This is a genomic window from Peribacillus asahii (assembly GCF_004006295.1).
Lineage (GTDB): Bacteria > Bacillota > Bacilli > Bacillales > DSM-1321 > Peribacillus > Peribacillus asahii_A.
Window position 1 is genome coordinate 3,708,363 of sequence record NZ_CP026095.1, and the last position, 20,565, is coordinate 3,728,927.

Annotated in this window: 22 protein-coding genes, 1 riboswitch and 1 other annotated feature; all 22 genes read right to left on the reverse strand. The window is 39.2% G+C overall.

The annotated features are described in order from the left end of the window. Positions 1-7: 7 nt before the first annotated feature. Entirely contained in the window at positions 8-340 is a 333-nt protein-coding gene (locus BAOM_RS18280; RefSeq protein ID WP_127761509.1) for a ribosomal-processing cysteine protease Prp, read from the reverse strand. A 12-nt stretch (positions 341-352) separates the two neighbouring features. After that, positions 353-661 (reverse strand): 50S ribosomal protein L21, encoded by a 309-nt coding sequence (gene rplU / locus BAOM_RS18285; protein ID WP_119116034.1) that lies wholly within the window; start codon positions 659-661, stop codon positions 353-355. Between the two features lie 13 nt (positions 662-674). Then, positions 675-754, reverse strand: a sequence feature (ribosomal protein L21 leader region). 47 nt (positions 755-801) lie between these two features. Continuing rightward, positions 802-2,283: an Rne/Rng family ribonuclease gene (locus BAOM_RS18290; protein ID WP_127761510.1), complete on the reverse strand. Its 1,482-nt coding sequence runs from the start codon at positions 2,281-2,283 to the stop codon at positions 802-804. Between the two features lie 40 nt (positions 2,284-2,323). After that, positions 2,324-3,190 carry a M50 family metallopeptidase gene (locus BAOM_RS18295; RefSeq protein ID WP_127761511.1) on the reverse strand — a complete coding sequence of 289 codons (867 nt, stop codon included), beginning with the start codon at positions 3,188-3,190 and terminating at the stop codon, positions 2,324-2,326. Further along, positions 3,183-4,046 (reverse strand): M23 family metallopeptidase, encoded by an 864-nt coding sequence (locus BAOM_RS18300; RefSeq protein WP_252282598.1) that lies wholly within the window; start codon positions 4,044-4,046, stop codon positions 3,183-3,185. Before BAOM_RS18300 ends, BAOM_RS18295 begins: the two co-directional genes overlap by 8 nt. A 338-nt stretch (positions 4,047-4,384) precedes the next feature. After that, positions 4,385-5,191, reverse strand: coding sequence for a septum site-determining protein MinD (minD, locus tag BAOM_RS18305; protein ID WP_127761512.1), 807 nt, complete (start codon positions 5,189-5,191; stop codon positions 4,385-4,387). Positions 5,192-5,193: 2 nt separating this feature from the next. Beyond that, positions 5,194-5,868 (reverse strand): septum site-determining protein MinC, encoded by a 675-nt coding sequence (minC, locus tag BAOM_RS18310; protein WP_127761513.1) that lies wholly within the window; start codon positions 5,866-5,868, stop codon positions 5,194-5,196. Positions 5,869-5,950: 82 nt separating this feature from the next. Next, the gene (gene mreD, locus BAOM_RS18315) at positions 5,951-6,472 is read right to left on the reverse strand and encodes a rod shape-determining protein MreD (protein ID WP_164853287.1); all 522 of its coding nucleotides are present in this window, start codon (positions 6,470-6,472) and stop codon (positions 5,951-5,953) included. Then, the gene (gene mreC / locus BAOM_RS18320; RefSeq protein ID WP_127761515.1) at positions 6,469-7,341 is read right to left on the reverse strand and encodes a rod shape-determining protein MreC; all 873 of its coding nucleotides are present in this window, start codon (positions 7,339-7,341) and stop codon (positions 6,469-6,471) included. Before mreC ends, mreD begins: the two co-directional genes overlap by 4 nt. Before the next feature lie 408 nt (positions 7,342-7,749). Then, the gene (locus BAOM_RS18325; RefSeq protein ID WP_127761516.1) at positions 7,750-8,769 is read right to left on the reverse strand and encodes a rod shape-determining protein; all 1,020 of its coding nucleotides are present in this window, start codon (positions 8,767-8,769) and stop codon (positions 7,750-7,752) included. Positions 8,770-8,916: 147 nt separating this feature from the next. Beyond that, positions 8,917-9,591 (reverse strand): RadC family protein, encoded by a 675-nt coding sequence (gene radC, locus BAOM_RS18330; protein WP_127762633.1) that lies wholly within the window; start codon positions 9,589-9,591, stop codon positions 8,917-8,919. A gap of 83 nt (positions 9,592-9,674) precedes the next feature. Further along, positions 9,675-10,250, reverse strand: a complete 576-nt coding sequence (locus BAOM_RS18335) for a Maf family protein (RefSeq protein ID WP_127761517.1) — start codon at positions 10,248-10,250, stop codon at positions 9,675-9,677. Between the two features lie 165 nt (positions 10,251-10,415). After that, on the reverse strand, positions 10,416-11,294 hold the full coding sequence (locus tag BAOM_RS18340; RefSeq protein WP_127761518.1) for a hypothetical protein: 879 nt from the start codon (positions 11,292-11,294) through the stop codon (positions 10,416-10,418). A gap of 94 nt (positions 11,295-11,388) precedes the next feature. Continuing rightward, positions 11,389-12,330, reverse strand: a complete 942-nt coding sequence (locus tag BAOM_RS18345) for a LysM peptidoglycan-binding domain-containing protein (protein ID WP_127761519.1) — start codon at positions 12,328-12,330, stop codon at positions 11,389-11,391. Beyond that, positions 12,327-12,917 carry a PilN domain-containing protein gene (locus BAOM_RS18350; RefSeq protein ID WP_127761520.1) on the reverse strand — a complete coding sequence of 197 codons (591 nt, stop codon included), beginning with the start codon at positions 12,915-12,917 and terminating at the stop codon, positions 12,327-12,329. The genes BAOM_RS18345 and BAOM_RS18350 overlap by 4 nt, the downstream gene beginning before the upstream one ends. A gap of 8 nt (positions 12,918-12,925) precedes the next feature. Beyond that, a complete protein-coding gene (gene pilM, locus BAOM_RS18355; protein WP_127761521.1) occupies positions 12,926-13,909 on the reverse strand; it encodes a type IV pilus biogenesis protein PilM in 984 nt (327 codons plus the stop codon). 11 nt (positions 13,910-13,920) lie between these two features. Beyond that, the gene (locus BAOM_RS18360) at positions 13,921-14,673 is read right to left on the reverse strand and encodes a prepilin peptidase (RefSeq protein ID WP_127762634.1); all 753 of its coding nucleotides are present in this window, start codon (positions 14,671-14,673) and stop codon (positions 13,921-13,923) included. A gap of 148 nt (positions 14,674-14,821) precedes the next feature. After that, complete coding sequence (locus BAOM_RS18365) at positions 14,822-15,280, reverse strand: type II secretion system protein (RefSeq protein ID WP_127761522.1); 459 nt, start codon at positions 15,278-15,280, stop codon at positions 14,822-14,824. 80 nt (positions 15,281-15,360) lie between these two features. Beyond that, positions 15,361-15,444: riboswitch (cyclic di-GMP riboswitch) on the reverse strand. 98 nt (positions 15,445-15,542) lie between these two features. Beyond that, positions 15,543-16,751: a type II secretion system F family protein gene (locus BAOM_RS18370; RefSeq protein ID WP_127761523.1), complete on the reverse strand. Its 1,209-nt coding sequence runs from the start codon at positions 16,749-16,751 to the stop codon at positions 15,543-15,545. Then, on the reverse strand, positions 16,751-17,791 hold the full coding sequence (locus BAOM_RS18375) for a type IV pilus twitching motility protein PilT (protein ID WP_127761524.1): 1,041 nt from the start codon (positions 17,789-17,791) through the stop codon (positions 16,751-16,753). The genes BAOM_RS18370 and BAOM_RS18375 overlap by 1 nt, the downstream gene beginning before the upstream one ends. A 12-nt stretch (positions 17,792-17,803) precedes the next feature. After that, the gene (locus tag BAOM_RS18380; RefSeq protein ID WP_127761525.1) at positions 17,804-19,444 is read right to left on the reverse strand and encodes a GspE/PulE family protein; all 1,641 of its coding nucleotides are present in this window, start codon (positions 19,442-19,444) and stop codon (positions 17,804-17,806) included. 12 nt (positions 19,445-19,456) lie between these two features. Beyond that, positions 19,457-20,434: a PulJ/GspJ family protein gene (locus BAOM_RS18385; RefSeq protein WP_127761526.1), complete on the reverse strand. Its 978-nt coding sequence runs from the start codon at positions 20,432-20,434 to the stop codon at positions 19,457-19,459. Positions 20,435-20,565 lie beyond the last annotated feature (131 nt).

Below are 20,565 nucleotides of genomic sequence, written 5' to 3' on the forward strand. Positions count from 1 at the left end.
CCACCTCCTATTTACTAAGAGTAATTTGAATGTATTTACCATAATCACGTTCAAGAGTTTGCAATGATATAAGCAAGGCATTTAAAAGAAGCTGTACCTTTTCTTCGGATTCCGTTGAAAGATTCTCTGGAATCACACAGCGAAGATATCCACCATCTTTGCCTAACTCAATCTCCGGTTCTACATCCGTTAAGGACATAATTGCATTCACCATTCCAAATGAAACAGTGGATGCACCAGCGCAAACAATATCGGAACCTTTTTTAGCGAAATCAGCATGTCCACTCATTGTAAACGAAGTAATTCGTTCATCGGGAACATTAAAGGTTACTTTAATCATCTTAAATCAGCCTTACGCGTTGATTGCTTCAATTACAACTTTAGTGTATGGTTGACGATGACCTTGTTTTTTACGATTGTTTTTCTTCGCTTTGTATTTGAAAACCGTGATTTTCTTTTGACGACCTTGTTTTTCAACTTTAGCCGTTACAGTAGCGCCTTCCACGAATGGAGCACCAACTTTCACGTTTTCGCCACCTACGAATAAAACTTTGTCAAATGTAACAGTTTCGCCTGCTTCTGCGTTTACTTTTTCGATGTAAACTGCTTCACCAGCTGCTACTTTTACTTGTTTACCGCCAGTTTCAATAATTGCGTACATACCTGCACCTCCTTGAATGTCTCAGACTCGCCATGTACAGGCGTTTTACATAAAATAAAACTTAAAACCTGATATGAGCGGTTGTAGCACGGGTGCTACAAACATAACGTTACAAGTCTACCATGCAAGCAAACTATTTGTCAATACGTTAAACGAGATGCTTCATAAATTTCCTGATAGCTCCCGAATCGTTTAATATGATATTGATTCAGCGGTGTACTACTAATCGAAAGAACAAGTTTTTTCGCAATCGCTTCTTCTAAAATGGGGCGGTAGATCTCTTTTTCTCCCAATAAAACATCCGCAACCGCTTGATTCACTTCCACCCATACCGCTTCATCATCCGTTTTTCGATGTTCCATTAATTCTCGCTCTAATTGAAAAGCAACTGTTTCTGGACTTAGAACTTTTCCGCTGCCGCCGCAAACTGTACAGCTAACAGTTGTTCTTTCATATAGAGAAGGAGAAGTCCGCTTTCGAGTCAATTGTAGAATGCCGAGTTCTGTAAAACCAATGACTTTGACACGCCTGTCATCCTTCACCGTTTCCTGTTTCATCAGCTTCATCACTTCTTGCTGATGCTGGCGGCTGTCCATATTAATAAAATCAATGAGTACAATCCCGCCAATATTGCGAAGACGAAGCTGTCTAGCTGCTTCTTTCGCAGCTAGAAGATTTGTTTGAAATAACGTTTCTTCTTTTTCAGTTTTACCAGTAAATTTCCCGGTATTTACATCAATCACTGTGAAGGCTTCTGTTTCTTCAAAAATTAAATAGCTCCCATTCTCAAGCCAAACGATTTTCTTCATTGCCTTGGACAACTGAATATCAAGGTGATGCTCGAAAAAAATATTTTTCGGCCCTGCCTCATATGAAATTTTCCATGTCCCACCACCGCTTGAAGCTTGTTTAGACAGCTCCTGATACAGATTAAAATCATCCAAAATAATTTCTCCCTGCTCTCCTTTGTCCATCTCAGCTAACAATAATTCGACGAATGTGTCCTTTTGCAGTACTAATCCAGGATGTTTTAAAGCGCGAGCCTGTTTATGTAACTCATTATACTGTTCGCGAAGGGCGTGCAGTATGTGAACAAAAGACTCCTCACTTTGATTCTCCATGGATGTCCGAATAATAAGTCCTTCATCTTGGTTCTTATGTTGAAAAGCTAGGTTTCTCCAATACTTTTGCCGATCTTCATGTTGGAACTTTTTCGAAACACCAACATAATCTAAGCCCGCTATGTATACTAAAGATGAAGATGACAGCTCAATCAAGCCTGATAACTTAGCCCCTTTATTTCCTGTCTCGTCTCGTTTCACCTGTACGAGCAGCTTCTCTCCTTGACGGATATACTGACTGATTGTTCCTCCTTTCAATGGTTTATCAGCAAGCTGAAAAGCCGGTAATTCGTCTCGGTGAAGAAAGCCATGCCTCTCTGCCCCGTAATCGACAAATACCGCATCCATGCCGGGCAGAACTTTCGCTACTTTTCCCATATATATATTGCCTACCGCACTCAATTGATTTGGCGGCATGCTCTCTATTTTCATCACTTCATTTTGCTCCAACACCGCATATCGCTTTTCACGCGACGACAAGTTGGCAATTATTTTTTTCATAAAAAAATCCTTTCTCTATTTTGAAGAAAGGATACCATACTTAATAAGAATATAACAGGTCACCGATTCTATCTTCTGTCCTCTTTTGAGAAAAATAAGCATATAAAAGCTCTGTCTCATCTAATGTGCCGCTTTCTTTGCCATTTTTCATCACAATAATGGAATGTTTACATCCACGTTGAAATAGCTCTAACACTTTATAGATGGGTTCATTGACATCCACTCTAATCGGCTTCAATGTCACTAAGTCTTTGCTATGCCCATAGTGCCGTTGAAGTAAGAAGCGCATAAAAGCATAATAACGCTGACGCCATTCAAGTAAAAGCGAGATACTAAGAAAGAAAGCAATCATCCATGCATTTAAGTTAAGAGGATCAAGGACCATCCATATTACAAAAGCAAGAACGGCAAAAATAGCAGATATATAAAGCGTATATTTCTGCGCCTCAAGAAAGGAAACATATAAAGCTATTCCGTTAAAAAGTAAACGCCCTCCATCTAAGGGCCAAATCGGAAGTAGATTAAATAAGAATAAAATAATGTTCATATGAAAAAATACCTGATAGACGTCATAGGAAAGAAAAGAGAGCAGATAAAGAATATACGCTCCTCCAATTAACCAAATATGCTGCAAGGGGCCTGCAAGAACAACCGCTATATCTTCTTTTAAACTTTTATTTCCATACTCCTCTGTTTCAAGCGTACCACCAAATGGCAAAAGCTTAATGGACTTAATCCTCCATTTAAAATATTGGGCACAAACAGCATGCCCCATTTCATGAACGAATACAATCACAAGAAGCATCATCATTTCTATAAAATGAGCTGTAAGAACCGAAATGCCGACAACAAACCAAAGCGTTGGATGCACATTGATTTTGAGCAGCAGTTTTCCATACTCATTCAAAGGAAATCACCTGTTTTGGATCAATAAAAGCTCCATTTTCTTTGATTGCTAAATAAAACGTTCCTTTTGAACCGTCTTCACTTCCTGTAACCTGTCCGATTTGTTGCCCTTTTTTAATCGGCTCATATAAGCCCACATCAAACGATTCTAATTGTCCATACCATGACTCACTTTTATTTTCATGTTGAACAATAATCGTTTTCCCAATCCCTTCCTTCACCCCAGCAAATGTCACAAACCCTTCATTGATTGCCGATACCATCGAGCCCTTCGTTGTTTCAACGATAATACCTTCTCCATTTGTCTCAAAAGTTTGTGTAATTTTAGCCGTGGCAGGCAGTGCATACGACTCATTAACCGTTTCTGTTTCATTCTCTTTCTCCTGTGGCAAAAAAGCAATTGGCTTCCCAAAAGTCGATTCATACCAGCTAGAAATCGAGGCAAATTGAAAATCTTGTTCCATCGTCTTAGAAACGTAATCTCTTGCTGTATCCAATTGCTGTGACGGATGCTTAAAGATAACCGCTATAATTAAAAACAAACAAACAGCCGCTAACATTTTAAAGAGAAAATATTCTTTTTTAAACAGTGGATGATCCGGACTACTCTCATAGGCTGTATATGTGTACAAATCTTCATCATGGTTATCCACATGCCTCCAAGCACCTTCCGTCTTTCGTTCACTGATTTTCCGTCGCTTTTCAATTCGATCACGGATATTTTTTCTGCGATTATCCATTCCGCCATCTCCCCCTTGCAAATCCCAAGCTTCTTTAACAAACTTATGATGAACTTGTCCGGAGTATACCTGTAAACCAATGATGAAAACATAGCTGCCTAAAGAATCCTTTTGCATCTGCCCACCTTTTCACATAGCCTTTAGGACAACGCTTTATTCAGCCTCCAAAGCAGCTTACGGGCCTAGAAGTGAAGCCGCCCTTTGACCTTTCATCGTCTGGGTAGAACGCGACCTTAATGGGCTAAGCACTTAGCCACCATTCAATGATTCAATGATTCAATGATTCTATAATAGAAAAAAGCGTGATTCAAAAGGTCCTGCACTCGACCTTTTAATCACGCTTTCTTCATGAACACGATAGAAAATCCGGCATAAAGTCATGCCTCATTATTCACTTACCATGCGAAAGGAGGCTCTCAAAACAGCCTCTTATATGTATATAGAGTACATACAAACTATACACGCGCACCGAAAAATTTCTTCACTTTTGCAATAAAGCCTTTTCGTTCTTCACCAATCGGTGTCAATGGAATAGACTCGCCTAAAATACGGCGAGCTATGTTTCGATAAGCAATTGACACTCGATTATTAGGGTCATAAGCAATTGGCTCTTTTCTATTGGCCGCAACAATGACTTGATCATCATCAGGAATAATACCTAGTAAATCGACTTTCAAAAAATCGGTCACACCGTTAATATCCATTTCCTCATCCTCATTAAGCAAATGACCACGGATACGATTAATAATTAATTTAGGAGCCTCAATATGCTCTTCTTTTTCTAACAACCCGATAATACGGTCCGCGTCATACACCGCCGGTCTTTCCGGGGTTGTCACAATAATCGCCTTATCTGCTCCCGCAATCGCATTGCGAAACCCTTGTTCAATACCCGCTGGACAATCGATGATAATATAATCATAATCTGGCTTTAAATCGTTAATAAGCTTACACATTTGTTCTTCATTAACGGCTGATTTGTCACGCGTTTGCGGTGCAGGAAGCAAATATAATAAATCTTCAAAGTGTTTATCTTTAATAAGCGCTTGATGAATCTTACAACGCTCTTCTACAACATCTACTAAATCGTAAATAATACGATTGTCTAGTCCCAGAATAACATCTAAGTTTCGCAGACCAATATCTGTATCAATTAAGCAAACCTTTTTGCCTAGAAGAGCTAATGATGTTCCTAAATTGGCAGACGTAGTTGTTTTCCCAACGCCGCCTTTTCCAGATGTAATTACGATTGCCTCTCCCACGATTAGAGTCCCCCTTCTAATCTATTAAAATTTGGTCTATATTTCCTCAGTACATGTAGCTTATCTATAATAATTTCATCATCATTCATGAAAGCACATTTCACTTCATGACCTTTTTTCTGATCAGGTGCTACGTTTATTTGGTCCGCAATCCGCAATTGTGCAGGTGTCATAACAGATGCCGCAATAACCGCTTGATTATTCCCATAAAAACCAGCATGAGCAATGCCCTTCAATTGCCCCATAATAAAAATGCTGCCTCCTGCTCGAACCGTACCAGCAGGATTCACATCACCAATCAATAATAAGTCACCCGGAACCTCTATAATTTGTCCAGAACGAACAACTTTATTAAGCGTCGTCACTTGATTTTCTTCTTTCCAATGCTTTGCTTTTTCTACCGTCACAACATTACAAAGAATATCTGAAACCGTTAGTTTTTTCTGTTTATGAATAACCTCTTTTATTTGGTTCTCTTGTTCTGGAGTTAAATAGCGATTACCTGTATGCAGCTTCACAGAAAGAACGGGATCATTTTCTTGAAACTGATAATTCTCAGATAGCTTCGCTGCTAGTTCTTTTAACAATTCGGAAAAGGAACAAGAATCATCGAGATGAAGCATAAACCCGTCTTTTGTCCCTTTTATCATTACATTTTGCTGAATCCTTTTATTCATGACGTTTGTTTCACCTCAATGAAATATAATTCGACACAAGAAAACATTTTTCCTTTTTCTCACTTGGCAAAAGCAGAAAAATTCAAGACTCCATTTCACTTTTTGTCACAATTTTTCGAATAAGTTTTTGGATTGGATAATAACTTGCGATAATAAACACTAAATTCAACAATGCAGTTGGCCACAATCTCCGCTCTGCAAATTCCGCAAAGGTTAATGCAGCAAACGACATAATTACGTTCATTTCATAAACAATCATTTCTGAAATCGCAATAAATACAGTCGATATGACAATGACAATCAACCAATTAGATTGCAAGACTTTCATACACTTAGCCATCAAGTATGCTAAAAAAGGAATTAAAAACATAAAAATCCCGAGAATTTCTGTATACACAACATCATAAGCAAGTCCAAGAGCTGCTCCGTAAATCATACCATATCTTCTTGAACCAAAAATGGTTAGAAAAAAGATAAATACCATCATAAAATGTGGAACCAAGATGTTTCCTTTTCCGAACAACTCACTGGCAAATAATTGTGCAAAAATGCTATCGAAGACAAAGAAAATCAAGGCAATCAGAGAAAGGATGAAATGCTTCACTCTTCTTCCTCCTCCAATTGAATTTCTTCCATTTGATTGGCTACATTCCGTTTCACAACGATTACATCACTAATATCATAAAAATCGGTCGATGGTTCAAGATAAGCAGTTTGATTCAACCCATATTGATTCACCTTTACATCCACTACTTTTCCGATTAACAATCCTTTAGGAAATACGCCGCCATAACCAGATGTTACAACGTAAGAACCTTTTTTGATTTTTTTATTGTAAGGAATCTTATTCATTAATAACAGATTTGTTTTCTCATCGAAGCCCTCAATCAACCCAAATGCTTTTTTATCGCCTTGAACATAAGCGGAAACTCGATTGGCTGTATCCATAGATGTTAATAATTGAACGGAAGCTGAGAATTGCCCAACATTTTTAACCTTTCCAATTAAACCTGTTGCCGTTATAACAGCCATATCCTTTTCGACACCATTTATTTTCCCTTGGTTAATCGTCAGGATTTCGTGCCAACGATCTGGATTACGCCCAATGACTGCGGCATGAATCGATGAGTATTGCTTTAAATCATCTTCTTTTTTCAAAATTTTGCGCAGTTCTTGATTCTCTTCTTTTAAATCCTGAACTTGTGTTTTTAATAAAACATACTCATCGAGGCGCTCTTTTAATTTTTGATTTTCTTCATATGTATTTTGAAGATCACTTAAGTCCCCAAAAAAACCTGTCACAGCCGATACAGGCTTATTAAATACATTCACAAACCAACCCGTTGTATCTTTTAAAAACTGCTCGGGCCAACTTAATTCTTCTCTCTCTCTTAATGAGAACCCAATCAATGCCACGAGAACAATAATACTAATCAGTAAGAGAAGAAGTTTTTTATTAAAAAACTGTGGCATGGTGTCTACACCTCAATTTACTTTAGTTTACTAAGAAAGCACAAGGCGCCCGACTATTGGCGACAAGTGCTGAAAAACCAGAAGGTGAAGTTTCACTTCATCGACTGGTTAGACAACTTGAAGGGCCTAGGTATGGAACACGGCTGCACTCCTTTTTAGGCGACTGCCTAAAGCGGCTCATCGTTTTCCTAATACCATAAAAAAATCGGCTCTTTACCAAAATTTCGAGCCGACTTCCTCTACATCAAACACATTTACCTATCGTAATCATTCGTTCACATTTCATGTGTATAGCTGATCCTACAGCGTGTAACAAAAAACCGAATATGACCTTATAGAAATGTGCAGTTACAGCCTTGCCTTCCGAAGATAGTTAATCTTATTTTTATCCAAACAGTACGAATATAATTAGCGAGAATCTTTTGATTTTGTTTTAAATAAATGAATATGATCTAACGCTTTACCTGTTCCAATAGCTACACAGTCTAATGGATTTTCTGCAATGATCACAGGCATTTGTGTTTCCGCGCTAATTACTTTATCTAAATTGCGTAATAATGCTCCACCGCCGGTTAAAACAATTCCACGATCCATAATATCCGCACCAAGCTCTGGCGGTGTTTTTTCTAATGTATTTTTGACCGATTCTACAATCGCTGATACCGTATCACGTAAAGCTTGTGAAATTTCTTCTGCCGTAATTTCAATTGTTTTTGGTAACCCTGTTAATAAATCGCGGCCACGAATCTCCATGTTCGGGATGTCTGTTGTGTCGCCAGCAGAACCGATTTCCATTTTAATCGCTTCAGATGTACGATCACCAATCATTAAATTATAATGTTTACGAATATACGCGACAATCGCTTCATCCATTTCATCACCCGCAACACGAACGGATTGGCTTGTTACAATTCCTCCAAGAGAAATAATCGCAACTTCTGTCGTTCCCCCACCGATATCAACAACCATGCTGCCTGTAGGCTCCCAAACAGGCAAATCCGCACCAATTGCCGCTGCAAATGGTTCTTCAATCGGATAAGCATCACGTGCACCTGCTTGTCTTGCTGCATCAATAACCGCACGCTGTTCTACTGCCGTAATCCCCGATGGTACACAAATCATTACATAAGGTTTATTACCAAACACACCTTTTTTTTGCGCTTCCTTCATGTAATATTTTAGCATTGCAGCTGTCGTTTCATGATCCGCAATTACACCATCTTTCATCGGACGAAGAGCCACAACATTTCCCGGAGTTCGTCCAATCATGTTTTTCGCATCATTCCCAACAGCGACAATTTGTTTCGTATCTGTTTGTACAGCAACAACAGACGGCTCTCGTACTACAATTCCTTTTCCTTTTACATAAACAAGCGTATTTGCTGTTCCCAAGTCAATTCCAATATCTCTCGCACCAATTCCAAACATCTCCGTATCTCCCTTTCGTAAAAAAAATGCTCTTATATAAGGTCAATGAAAGCTTGTCAATCTTCCCACAATAATTAACTTTGAAAAAGTTTCCTCTTTAAAAATCACAAACAACATTATATCCTATTGACAAAAATTTTGATAGTGTCATAAATAACCTTTTTCCTTTAAGCTCACATATTTATGTTCACCAATAATAAGATGATCTAATAGGTCAATCCCTATTATCTTACCACATTCGACTAGCCTTTTCGTTACTTCAATATCTTCTTTACTTGGAGCCGGATCTCCGGAGGGATGATTATGGAGACAAATGATAGAGGCTGCAGATCTTCGAAAGGCTTCTTTGAATATCTCTCGCGGATGTACAATCGAGGCATTTAAGCTGCCAATAAAAATGGTTCGCTTATGGAGCACTTGATTTTTCGTATTCAAATACAAACAGACAAAATGCTCTTGTGTTAAGAAACGCATCTCTTCCATACAATACTTCGCACCATCTTCCGGGGAGCGAATAACATAACGTTCTTGATTATTGACTCGATGGATGCGTCTACCGAGTTCTACAGCTGCCAACAGTTGCATAGCCTTGGCTTCACCAATTCCTTTAATAGCGGTTAACTCTTCAATCGATGCTTCTTTGAGCAACCGTAATTCCTCAAACGCATCCATCAGTCGGTTAGCCATTTGTAAAACCGACTCTTCCTTCGTACCTGTTCTGAGTAATAAAGCAAATAACTCTTGATCAGAGAGGCTTTCCGGACCATCTTGTAAAAACCTCTCGCGCGGCTTTTCTTCTTTTCGATATTCTCTCATTAACATCAAGCATTCACACTCCTTTATCCACTTAAAGGGAGCGTGCCGAAGTAATAACTGCTCGCCGAAACAAATCCAGTACTAAGTCTTCAGCATGAAGACCATTTTGCTTGCATTGCCTTTAGTTCACGAGCAAGTCTTGAGACAGGAAGACCTACTACCGAAAAATAATCACCTTCAATTTGCTTTACAAACAATGATCCATACCCTTGAATGCCATAGCTGCCGGCTTTGTCAAAAGATTCGCCGCTATCGAGATACTGTTCAATATCCTCTTCCGACAGCTCCCAAAAAGTGACCTTCGTTTTCTCTAAAAACACAGTGCTGTTTTTCTTAAATAGAATCGCTACACCTGTATACACTTCATGTGTTTGTCCTGACAGCTCGGTTAACATTCTTTTCGCATCATTACGGTCAAGCGGCTTTCCTAATATCGTATCGTTTAAAACGACAATCGTATCCGAGCCAATGACCCAATGATCGGAATGTGTACGTGCAATAGCTGACGCTTTACGGAAAGCTAATTCCTTGACGACTTCATCGGCTTTCATCTGTTTTGGAAAATCTTCATTCACATTGGCATTCATACTTTGAAAGGGAATTTGAAGAAGTTTCAGGAGTTCTTTACGACGTGGGGAAGATGAAGCTAAAATCAATGGTTGCATATACGTTAAACACCTTTCTTTTACAATTAGGAGATACTATTTTATCGTACCAAATAAATGAGTGCTCGACAAATTTCTTTATAAAACAATTTTTCACTTCTATAAAAATAGCCGTCGCAAAAGGGAATAGTGGTTCCCCTTTGCGATATTTCCCGAAAAATAATATTAGGAGACAATCGTTTGTAAAAATAGAAGCAGCTTCTCTTGAGCCTCGCTCGCTTGATTTTTTTGTAATAGTTCGCTAGCTTCCATTAATCGCTTCTTACCTTCTTTGTTTCCTGATAACTGCACTCCATTGAGCTGCTTCGTGACTTGCTGCAGGTCTACACTTGAATCAGTATTGCGAAGCTTCGCTGCAGAAAGTTCCGCAAGCGATGAATATACGTCTACAGCCGCATCATCCTCTGCGATTTTCGCTTTAAAACGGATTTCTTTCCAAAATACATCCACATCCTGCGTTTTATATTCAAGAGCAAGCTCCTTCGTGGCAGCTAGACTTTCCGCGACACCTAAAAATAAATAGTATTCGTTTTCCATCTTAAACACTTCGGCTGGAAGTTTCTTTGCCTGAAGAGTCGCCTGCACTTCCTTCGCTGCCTCTTCTGTACTAAATACGCCGCCCTGCACTAAAAAAGTTTGCACCGTTGCCCCTTTACTTGTTTGTTCAACCGGTGGTACGACTGCCGGTGTTTCTTCTTCAACTTCTATCGGTGGAGTAACAGTCTGCTCTGCCGTAATCGTTCGAATAGCAAGAACACCAAGGCTTGTTCCAACAACAATCGCTACAATAGCCAGTATAAACGGAGTCTTTAACTTCCACGGACGACGAGGCTGAGGATAAGGATGAATTTTTCCCTTTTTCTTCGAATTCGGCGCCGGTATAATTTCATTTGGTAGAACCCAATCGAAACTTTCATCTGGCGATTCGACAGCGGCTGCTTCCGTTCGCCCTTCTTCTATAGGAGCTGCCGAATGTTCTTTAAATGATTTCTCTTGACCATTAATTTTAATCGTAAACCCATTCTCTTGATTAGACTTGTCCACGTTTTCTCCCCCCTTCGCAGCATTTTTTTCCATGCTATCATAGAGATCAAAAAAAAGAACAAGACTTTTGTCGTCTTGTTCACAATAGCTTTCGTCAATTTTCTCCATCCACTGGCACTGGAACTTCAATGTTTGTTCCCGCCATTAATATCGTCATATTATTCCACTTTTTAATCAACACTTCTCCCGCTCGGCTATTGTAATAGCGCATCGAGATACGGAAAAGTGTGTCTCCTGGCTGAACTTTATACGTAAACACTTCGTAAGTGATATTGTCTTTTTCTACGATGTTTCCTTTTTCCGCTTCATTCTTTGGCGGAATTTCTACTTTTGGTTCATATAAAGGATTTTCTTTATCACTAGCTGGCGGTGCTTCGTAGTTTGGTAGCTGTTGAACGAGTTCTTCTAATTCCGGATAATAATAGAAAGAAACGACAACCTGAAAAGAAAGATTCTCCGGTTCAACTACTAGTTCTCTTGCTTCTTGTGTGCCTGCGAATTGAAGGCTCTCTACTTTTGCCATACGCGGCAACTGTTCAATCTCTTTCACAAACGTTTCTAATTCTTTATAAGAAGGAGCGATAACCGTCATCTCTGCTTGGATTTGTTTCACACCGCCAGGAAGATTCTCTGCGCCTTCAGCTGTCTTCTCTGTCTCTTTTTCAATACCGAGAGCGTCTTCCGTTTCCGAACTTTGCTGCTCATCTTCCTCTCCTTCTTGAAACGTCAAACTTGTAATCAACGTTCCCGATGCGACCTCCGCTTCTTCAAGAGATAACACAATTTGGTCGGTTAAAGGTTGAACAGGGATTTTTTGTTGCAGCTCACTTGTATTGACTATCTCTTTTTTCGCAGAAGATTGGCCTGTTTCATCTATCATAGCCAATTCTTGCTTTTCTTTTGTAATAGATGCTTCTAATTCATTCACCTTCTGTTGCAACGGCTGAAAGTGGAAGAAGTATACATAAAGTCCACCCCCGATAACAACAACCATCGTTAAGATAAACAAAAGAAGCTTGGATGTTTTAGAAGTCAAGGAGATCCCTCCCCTTCTTGAAGCGCCTTTTCATTCACAACAAAACGATAGGATGCCATATATCTTGGCAATACATTCTCCTCTTCTACTGTATCTTCTTCAGAGGAGATAGATTCTGTCTCTATACTTAATAATTCCGCTTCTTCAATATAAGGGGAGTTCTGCAAGCTTTTTAAATAAAAAGCAGCTTCTCGTGAACTATCGAATTGGATTGACAAATCTGCCGTCTTGCCTTCCGCAAAAGAAAAGTTCATAAAATACCCTCTTTTCGGCAATAAAGAGGTGATATGTTGTAAAAGAAAAGAGGTCGATGTATCCGTTTCTTCCGCCCATGTAATCGCCGCCTTCAATTGCTCCACTCCGTTATCACTTGCGGCTTTAGATAAACTTTGTTCCTTTAATACCTTTTCTTCTTTATATTGTGAAAGCACCGTCTCCAGTTGCCTTTCTTTCGCTACTTGTGTCTGATACATCTTCCACGCAAAAATCCCTGCAGCTACAAGAACGATAACACCAACGAGAATAAAAATGAGAAAAAAGGATGCTTTCTTTTCTTTTTTCTGCAATAAATTTATATCAACTAGCATGTAGACACCTACTTTAATGCAAGACCAATACACTCTGTATACACAGAAGGAATGTTGGTTCCTTTTTTTGTTTGAAAAATCGGTTGCAGCATCGATTGTACGTCCATTTCAAATTCAAACGATTCTTTCATATTCCGATAAAAAGCTTCTATACAAGGATGGTCGCCCATCACTAATAGTTTGGAAATTTCGTATTTACCGCCTGTTAAATTGAAACGATAATAGGAGATAAAACGCTGAATTTCCATCACAATATCACGCGCATGTCCCGCCAGCGTTTCATCGTCATCGTGACATGTATAGTATTCTGCCCCTCTTCTATTCTTAACAATTTCAAACGACTCGTCCGAGAATGATGGGCGGAAATGATGGACAAATACAGGTTTATATTGATGAAAAACAGAAAGAATCATCGTCTTTAAACCGATTTGAACCATCAACACATGTTCATCATTCGTTGCTAACCCAAGATGAAAATAAGTGCGATAAGCGGCTAACATGGATAAGTCAGCCACAACCGGTTTTAATGAAGATTCTCGGAACAGCTCAGAAAACTCTTGCAGCACCGATTCTTTTGAAGCAATCAAAAGCACTTCTTTATTCTCCTCTGTTTCCTTTAATAAAACAGGTACGAGTAGTGGATCTTCGAAAGGCAAATGAATGCTTTCTCCTAATTGCATATATAAATAACCAGTCAGTTCCTCTTCCATAATTTCAAGCGGGACAACTGTTTTTCTCAAAATGACAAACTCATTGGGAACACAAAACGACATCTTACTCCCTTTCAGCTTCCAGTTGTCCACCATCTCATCGATAATCATTCCAAGCGTGTCTCGCTCCTTAATCTGCCCTTCAACGACAACACCGGGCGGCAGACACTTTTGTCCATACGTATGAAACGTCCGATTGCGATCGCTCTGGACAAAACGAATATACGAATCGCTAATCGTAAAATGAACAGAATGCTGCCTGTTGCTTCGTAAAAAATTCATATTTTCACCGCCTACATGAACATCGAGAAATACCAGCTAATGATGTTCTCTCCATAAAAGTAAGAAAGAAGAGCCCCAACTGCAATAAACGGACCAAATGGAATGAGCTCTTTTTGTTTATGCTTCCCAAGCAGCATCCCGCCTACACCAAATACAGCTCCTAAAAAAGTGGCCATCAAAAAGGTAAGCAATGTTTGCGAAAACCCGAGCGCAATTCCAATCACAAAAAAGAGCTTAATATCGCCTCCGCCCATGCCGCCTTTGCTAATGACGGCAATCAACAATAACAAACCAAAGCCAAAGAAGGCACCAACTAATGGGTCCCACCACGGAGTAAGCGGAATGAACAACCGTTCAAGAAAGAAAAGCGGCAAAAAAAACAACAGCACTTTATCAGGAATAATCATATACTTCATATCCGACACAAATATAATCACTAACAGTGAAATAAGTGTCAAGGCGACAATCAGTTCACCTGTCAAACCAAACTGATACAACGCCAGCATAAACAAAATTCCCGTCGCAAGCTCCATAATTGGATAAAACGGCGAAATCTTACTGCCGCATCCACGACATGTTCCTTTTAAAAACACAAAAGACAAAACCGGAACTAAATCCAATGTACTAAGCGTTCGCTTACACGTCGGACAATGCGACCGCGGCCTTACAATCGACTGCCCCTCCGGAACCCGAAGCCCGACAACATTATAAAACGACCCTAGCACAAGACCGAGCACTAATAAATAACTATATATAAATATCATCATCTTCATGTTCCTCTGCTTCTTCTCTACTTATCCATAATTCTATTATAACGAAATACAACATGATTCGATAGTAGGATGGTGGGATATGTAGGAATAGGTAAAAAAATAACTCCTTGGGAAGGAGTTATTAAAATTCACAATATTTTTATTCTACAATATCTCTTTTAAGTTCCGATGGTTTTTTACCTGATATACCTCTTTCACTACCTTCAAGAGTTACAATATATGATTTATCAGTTCCATTATACATTACGTAGGCAGTAGCTTCCGGGTAGGATGTACCATCCTTATCCGGATCTTCAATTGCACTTTCTAAGTATCCAGCACTTACTAATTCTGTCATAGTAATTTTGCCACCATCATTAGCATTATTACCACTGTTTGCCCATAATGATTTCTCATTCGCCGCAACCGCCAATCTCGCAGCCCCAATCAATTGTTCAGCATTTGCCACATGCGCATCTTTCTTACTGTTGTCAATAATGTTCGCAATACTCGGCACCGCAATCGCTCCAATAATCCCCAAGATAACAACAACTGCTAGTAATTCAACGAGTGTCAAACCTTTTTGGTTTTTTAGTAATTTTTGTAATTTCTTTTTCATACCTTTATCCCCCTTTTTTATTTTAGAAGTAGTGTGTATGTAAATATTCACTAAATCTAGTAGTTTACCAGTTTCAAAGACTTAAAATTGGCGGGGTGCACTACTAGCTCCGGATCATTCAAGTGCCCACATACGAATAATCTTTCAACGCTTCCAACTTTACCTTTTATTTTATTATATAGGCATTTATCCCCAAAATACAACGCTTATTTTTGTACATTTCCTTACATTTTACCTAAAAAAATTAATAAAATGTTTCTATTTATTGAATTGTTTCAAATATCTTAAACATCGGAAACGCAATAGCACCTACAATTCCTCCAACAGCTCCTGCTAAAAAGACAATGAGCATCGGTTCTATTAATGATTTCACTTGATCCGTCGCATTGTCCACTTCCATGTCGTAAAAATCCGCTACTTTCTCAAGCATGACATCAATTGACCCGGATTGTTCCCCGACCGCAATCATTTGTGTGACCATCGGCGGAAAAGCCCAATGCCTTTCCATCGGAACAGACATCGATTCTCCTTTTTCAATCGAGCTTCTTGCCTCTTTAACAACTCGAGCTATGACTTCATTCCCAACAATTCTCTCAACAATGGTTAACGATTGCAAAATCGGGACAGAACTTGAAAAAAGCGAGCTAAGCGTCCGCGTCATCCGCGCCATTTGTGCTTTTTGAAGCATGGAGCCGAATAACGGAACTTTTAAAAGAGCATAATCCCAATAATATTTCGTTTGACGATTTTCAAGAATTAAACGAATACCGATATATAGGGCAATCGCAAACAGAACAAACAGCCACCAAAACGATTGAAAAAAGCCTCCCATGCCGATGACGATTTTAGTAATAAGCGGAAGCTCGGCTCCTGATGAAACAAATACCTTTTGAAAGGATGGAACGACGGTCGATAAGAGAAAAATAACAATTGTAATCGTGATAATTCCAACAGTTGCAGGATAGGTCATCGCCGCTTGAACTTTTTTTCTTGTTTGATATTGCTTTTCAAAATAAACAGCCATTCTTTCTAAAATCTCATCAATATTACCGCCCGCTTCTCCGGCACGCATCATGTTGACAAAAATTGCAGGAAAGACGTTTGGATGCTTTTCGGCACCATCTGAATATGGCTTCCCAGCTTCTAAACTATGAAGTAAGTCTATGAGCGTTTTCTTTAATATTTTACTAGATGTTTGCTCGGAAAGAATTTTCGTTGCTTCTACTAAACTGATTCCAGCTTTTAATAGCGTCGAAAATTGGCGCAAATAAATAACAAAATCTTTATTTTTTACTTTTCTCTTTCCTAACGAGATTTCCTTATACAAAATACCGGTTAATTCTTCAATTTGAATGACGGCAATTCCTGTTTCACGCAGCTTACTTACCGCTTCTCTTCGGTGTTCCGCATTTACTTTGCCTTCTTTCTTTTTCCCGGTACGATCTCTTCCTACATAACGAAAAACAGCCATTACACCATAACCTCTTGTAAATAAGGAGCAGCTGACTGTGCATCGATTCGATTTTTTTCAATCAGTTCTCTCATCGACATTTCAAGCGTATGCATGCCGGCTGATTTACTAGTTTGCATAATGCTGTGGATTTGGTGAATTTTTTCGTTTCGGATTAAGTTTCGAATCGCTGAATTATTAATCATAATTTCTGTCGCTGCGACCCGTCCTTTTCGATTTTTTGTCGGAAACAAGCGCTGCGAGATAATCGCCCCTAATACAGAGGCAAGCTGAATGCGTACTTGCGGCTGTTGATTCGGCGGAAATACATCAATAATTCGATCAATCGTCGCTGGAGCATCGGTTGTATGTAACGTACCTAACACTAAATGTCCGGTTTCCGCTGCCGTAATCGCTGTCGAAATCGTTTCTAAATCTCGCATTTCTCCTACTAAAATAATGTCTGGGTCTTGACGAAGACAAGCACGAAGACCGTTGGCAAAATTGCTCGTATCAAAACCAACTTCTCGTTGATTGATAATACTCATACCATGTTTATGCAAATATTCAATCGGATCTTCTAACGTGATAATATGACGTTTCAAATGTTTATTAATATAATCAATCATCGCCGCCAGCGTCGTTGATTTCCCGCTTCCTGTCGGTCCTGTCACAAGCACGAGTCCTTGCGGTTTTTCAGAAATGTCTCGTAATACATTCGGCATGTTTAGCTTTTCTAATGTTGGAATTTCTGTCGGTACAACCCGGATAGCAAGGCTTAAACAGTTCCGCTGATGATACGCATTGACACGAAAACGCGATACTTGTGGAATACTATATGAAAAATCTAGTTCTCCATTCGTTTTCAGTTTCTCCCATAAACCTTCTGGAACGATTGCTCGAGCCATCGCCTCCGTGTCAGCGGGCTTTAACACGTCCTTACCATATTGCTTAAGTTCCCCATGAAGCCTCATGATTGGAGGAACCCCGACGGTTAAATGAATATCGGACGTTCCTAATTCAAACGCAGCCGTCAGCAAGTAATCTAGTTTTTCTTTCATATTGATGTCCCCCTACTCCTGAATCGTCACTCGCAGCACTTCTTCTACCGTTGTCAGCCCCGCTTTCGTCTTTAATAATCCATCGTCCAGTAAAAAGATCATCCCGCTGCGCATTGCATACTGTTTAATTTCCTGAATCGATTTATTATTCATCATCATGGAACGAATCGTATCATCAATCATTAACACTTCATGAATCGCAAGTCTTCCGCGGTAGCCGCTGTTTTGACAAGTATTGCAGCCTGCTCCTTTATATAATGTATCGACTTTTATTCCCCGTTTTTGATATAAAGATTTTTCCATTTCTGTTGGATGATATTCTTGTTTACATTGACCGCATACTTTCCGAACTAACCTTTGTGCTACTACCCCAGTTAGAGAGGAAACAACTAAATACGGTTCAATGTCCATATCTAGTAAACGAGGAATCGTTAACAACGCACTATTTGTATGAAGCGTACTTAAAACAAGATGGCCGGTTAACGAAGCACGAACCGCTATATCCGCTGTTTCCGTATCACGAATTTCCCCAATCATGATAATATTAGGGTCTTGGCGAAGGATGGAACGCAACCCTGCCGCAAATGTGAGACCAACCGTTTGATTCACTTGCACTTGGTTGATGCCGGGAAGCTGATATTCAACAGGATCTTCAATTGTGACAATGTTTACTTGTTCTGTATTCAGTTGATTTAAAGCCGCATAAAGAGTGGACGTTTTCCCTGATCCTGTTGGTCCTGTAATCAACACCATACCGGACGGACGTTCAATCATCGACATAAACTTCTGGGCGTTCACTTTATTAAAACCGAGCTGTGAAAGATTCATCCGCACACTCGTTAAGTCCAAAATCCGAATAACGACCTTTTCGCCATCCACCGTTGGCAAGAGTGAAATCCGTAAATCAACCGGTGTCAGATTAACATCCAGCCTAACTCGTCCATCTTGCGGCAAACGAGACTCGGTAATATTTAAATTTGCCATAATTTTAATACGTGAAATAAGTAAATTGTAGATGTTTTTAGACAACACTCGCTCTGTCCGTAAAATGCCATCGACGCGATAACGAACGAGTATTTTCGTATCATGCGGATCAATATGAATATCACTCGCCTTTAGCTGAACCCCTACCGCCAAAATTTGATTCATCAGCCGGACAGCCGGCGCTTCTTCATCCTCTTCGTCATCCAAACCTTCTAATTCCATATCTTCAAACGTTTCCGACATGTTGTAATATTTATAAAGCGCCGACACAATATCTTCCTTCGTTGCAATAACTGGTGAAATCTGAAATCCTGTCGATAGCCGCATATCATCGAGCGCAATATAATTCATTGGGTCATTCATTGCCACAATGAGCTGATTATCTTCTTTTTTAATCGGCAAAAGCGTATTCCGAAACGCAAATTCCTTCGACACAAGATTCAACAAACTCACATCGACCGGATACCGATATAAACTAATATGCGGAATCCCCAGCTGAAACTCCAGCACTTCAATTAACTGCTGCTCACTAATCAATCCCCGCTCAAGCAGCGCATCCCCAAGCCTCTGCCCGCTCTTCTTCTCCCGCAACGTCTCCTCGAGCTGCTCCTCAGTAATGATTCCCGCCTCGACGAGTAGATCGCCTAGGCGTTTTCGTTCTTTTACCATGGTATTCACCTGCTACTTTTTTTGATTTAAGACGTAAATGATCCCATTACTATTCCCACAAGATGTAACATTTTTAACCTCATAATAAGTAGGAGGATTATTTTTGAAAGTGGCCTGACCCTTTACACAAATGCTCCCTTTATCCGGTTTTATAAATTCTCCATTAAAATGGGCATTACCCCTTACTTCTAATTTTGCGTCGTTCTTCAAATCTAAATCCTCAAAATAAGCATCACCCTTGATTAACATTCCACCGCCATTCTTACCATTCTTTATCTCAACTTTATCCTTAAAAGTAGCATTACCGTTAACTAAGAGTGTACTATCGTTATGCATCGTCACTGTTTTCTCAAAAATAGCATTACATCCTACAGTAATCATAGACCCATTCTTCATGGTTAAAGTACCTTTGGCGTATAGGTTCTGTGCTACACTATCTACTTCACGATTTTTCAGCTCTGTATCACTACTATATACTTTATCACCTTCCTTAATTTCTGAAGAGTTTGGTAGGCAAACACCAGGCTTTACTATAGGTACAGACACAGAAGATTCATTCATTCGTCTCCCTTCAATCACCGTATCTATGGTAAATTGATTATGATTTTGTTGATCAGTCAAGGTAAATTGAACAGGCAAAGCTTGAGAAGGATCTATTTCCTCTTTACAAGTAGTTTGATTTACAGTTGTTTTACCAATAGAAACTTTTTCTAACAAAAGCCCCTGTTTAGAAGGTAGTTCATTTGCAAGTAACTCGTCATAACATATTTCATAGTTTGCTGTTGCCTCTTGATGCCGTTTTCTCATTTCAGTAATAATTAAGTTAGCTTCTTGTCTTAAATTAATGTGAGATTGGGTTTTATTATTAGATTGGACCGAATAGGTAAAAACACCATAAACTATGCCTATTAATAGTGTTGAAATAGCTAGCGCTGCCAATAATTCAATCAAGGTTACCCCTGATTGTTGTGATATATATTTTTTCCCCACTTATCACACCACACTTTTAATAGAATGAAAATAATAGTTTACTAATTATTAAACATAATTCTTTAGTCTTTGATAGCTGTTAATAATTCACTACTTTTTAATAAAATTGTCCTAATCTTTATTATAGTTTG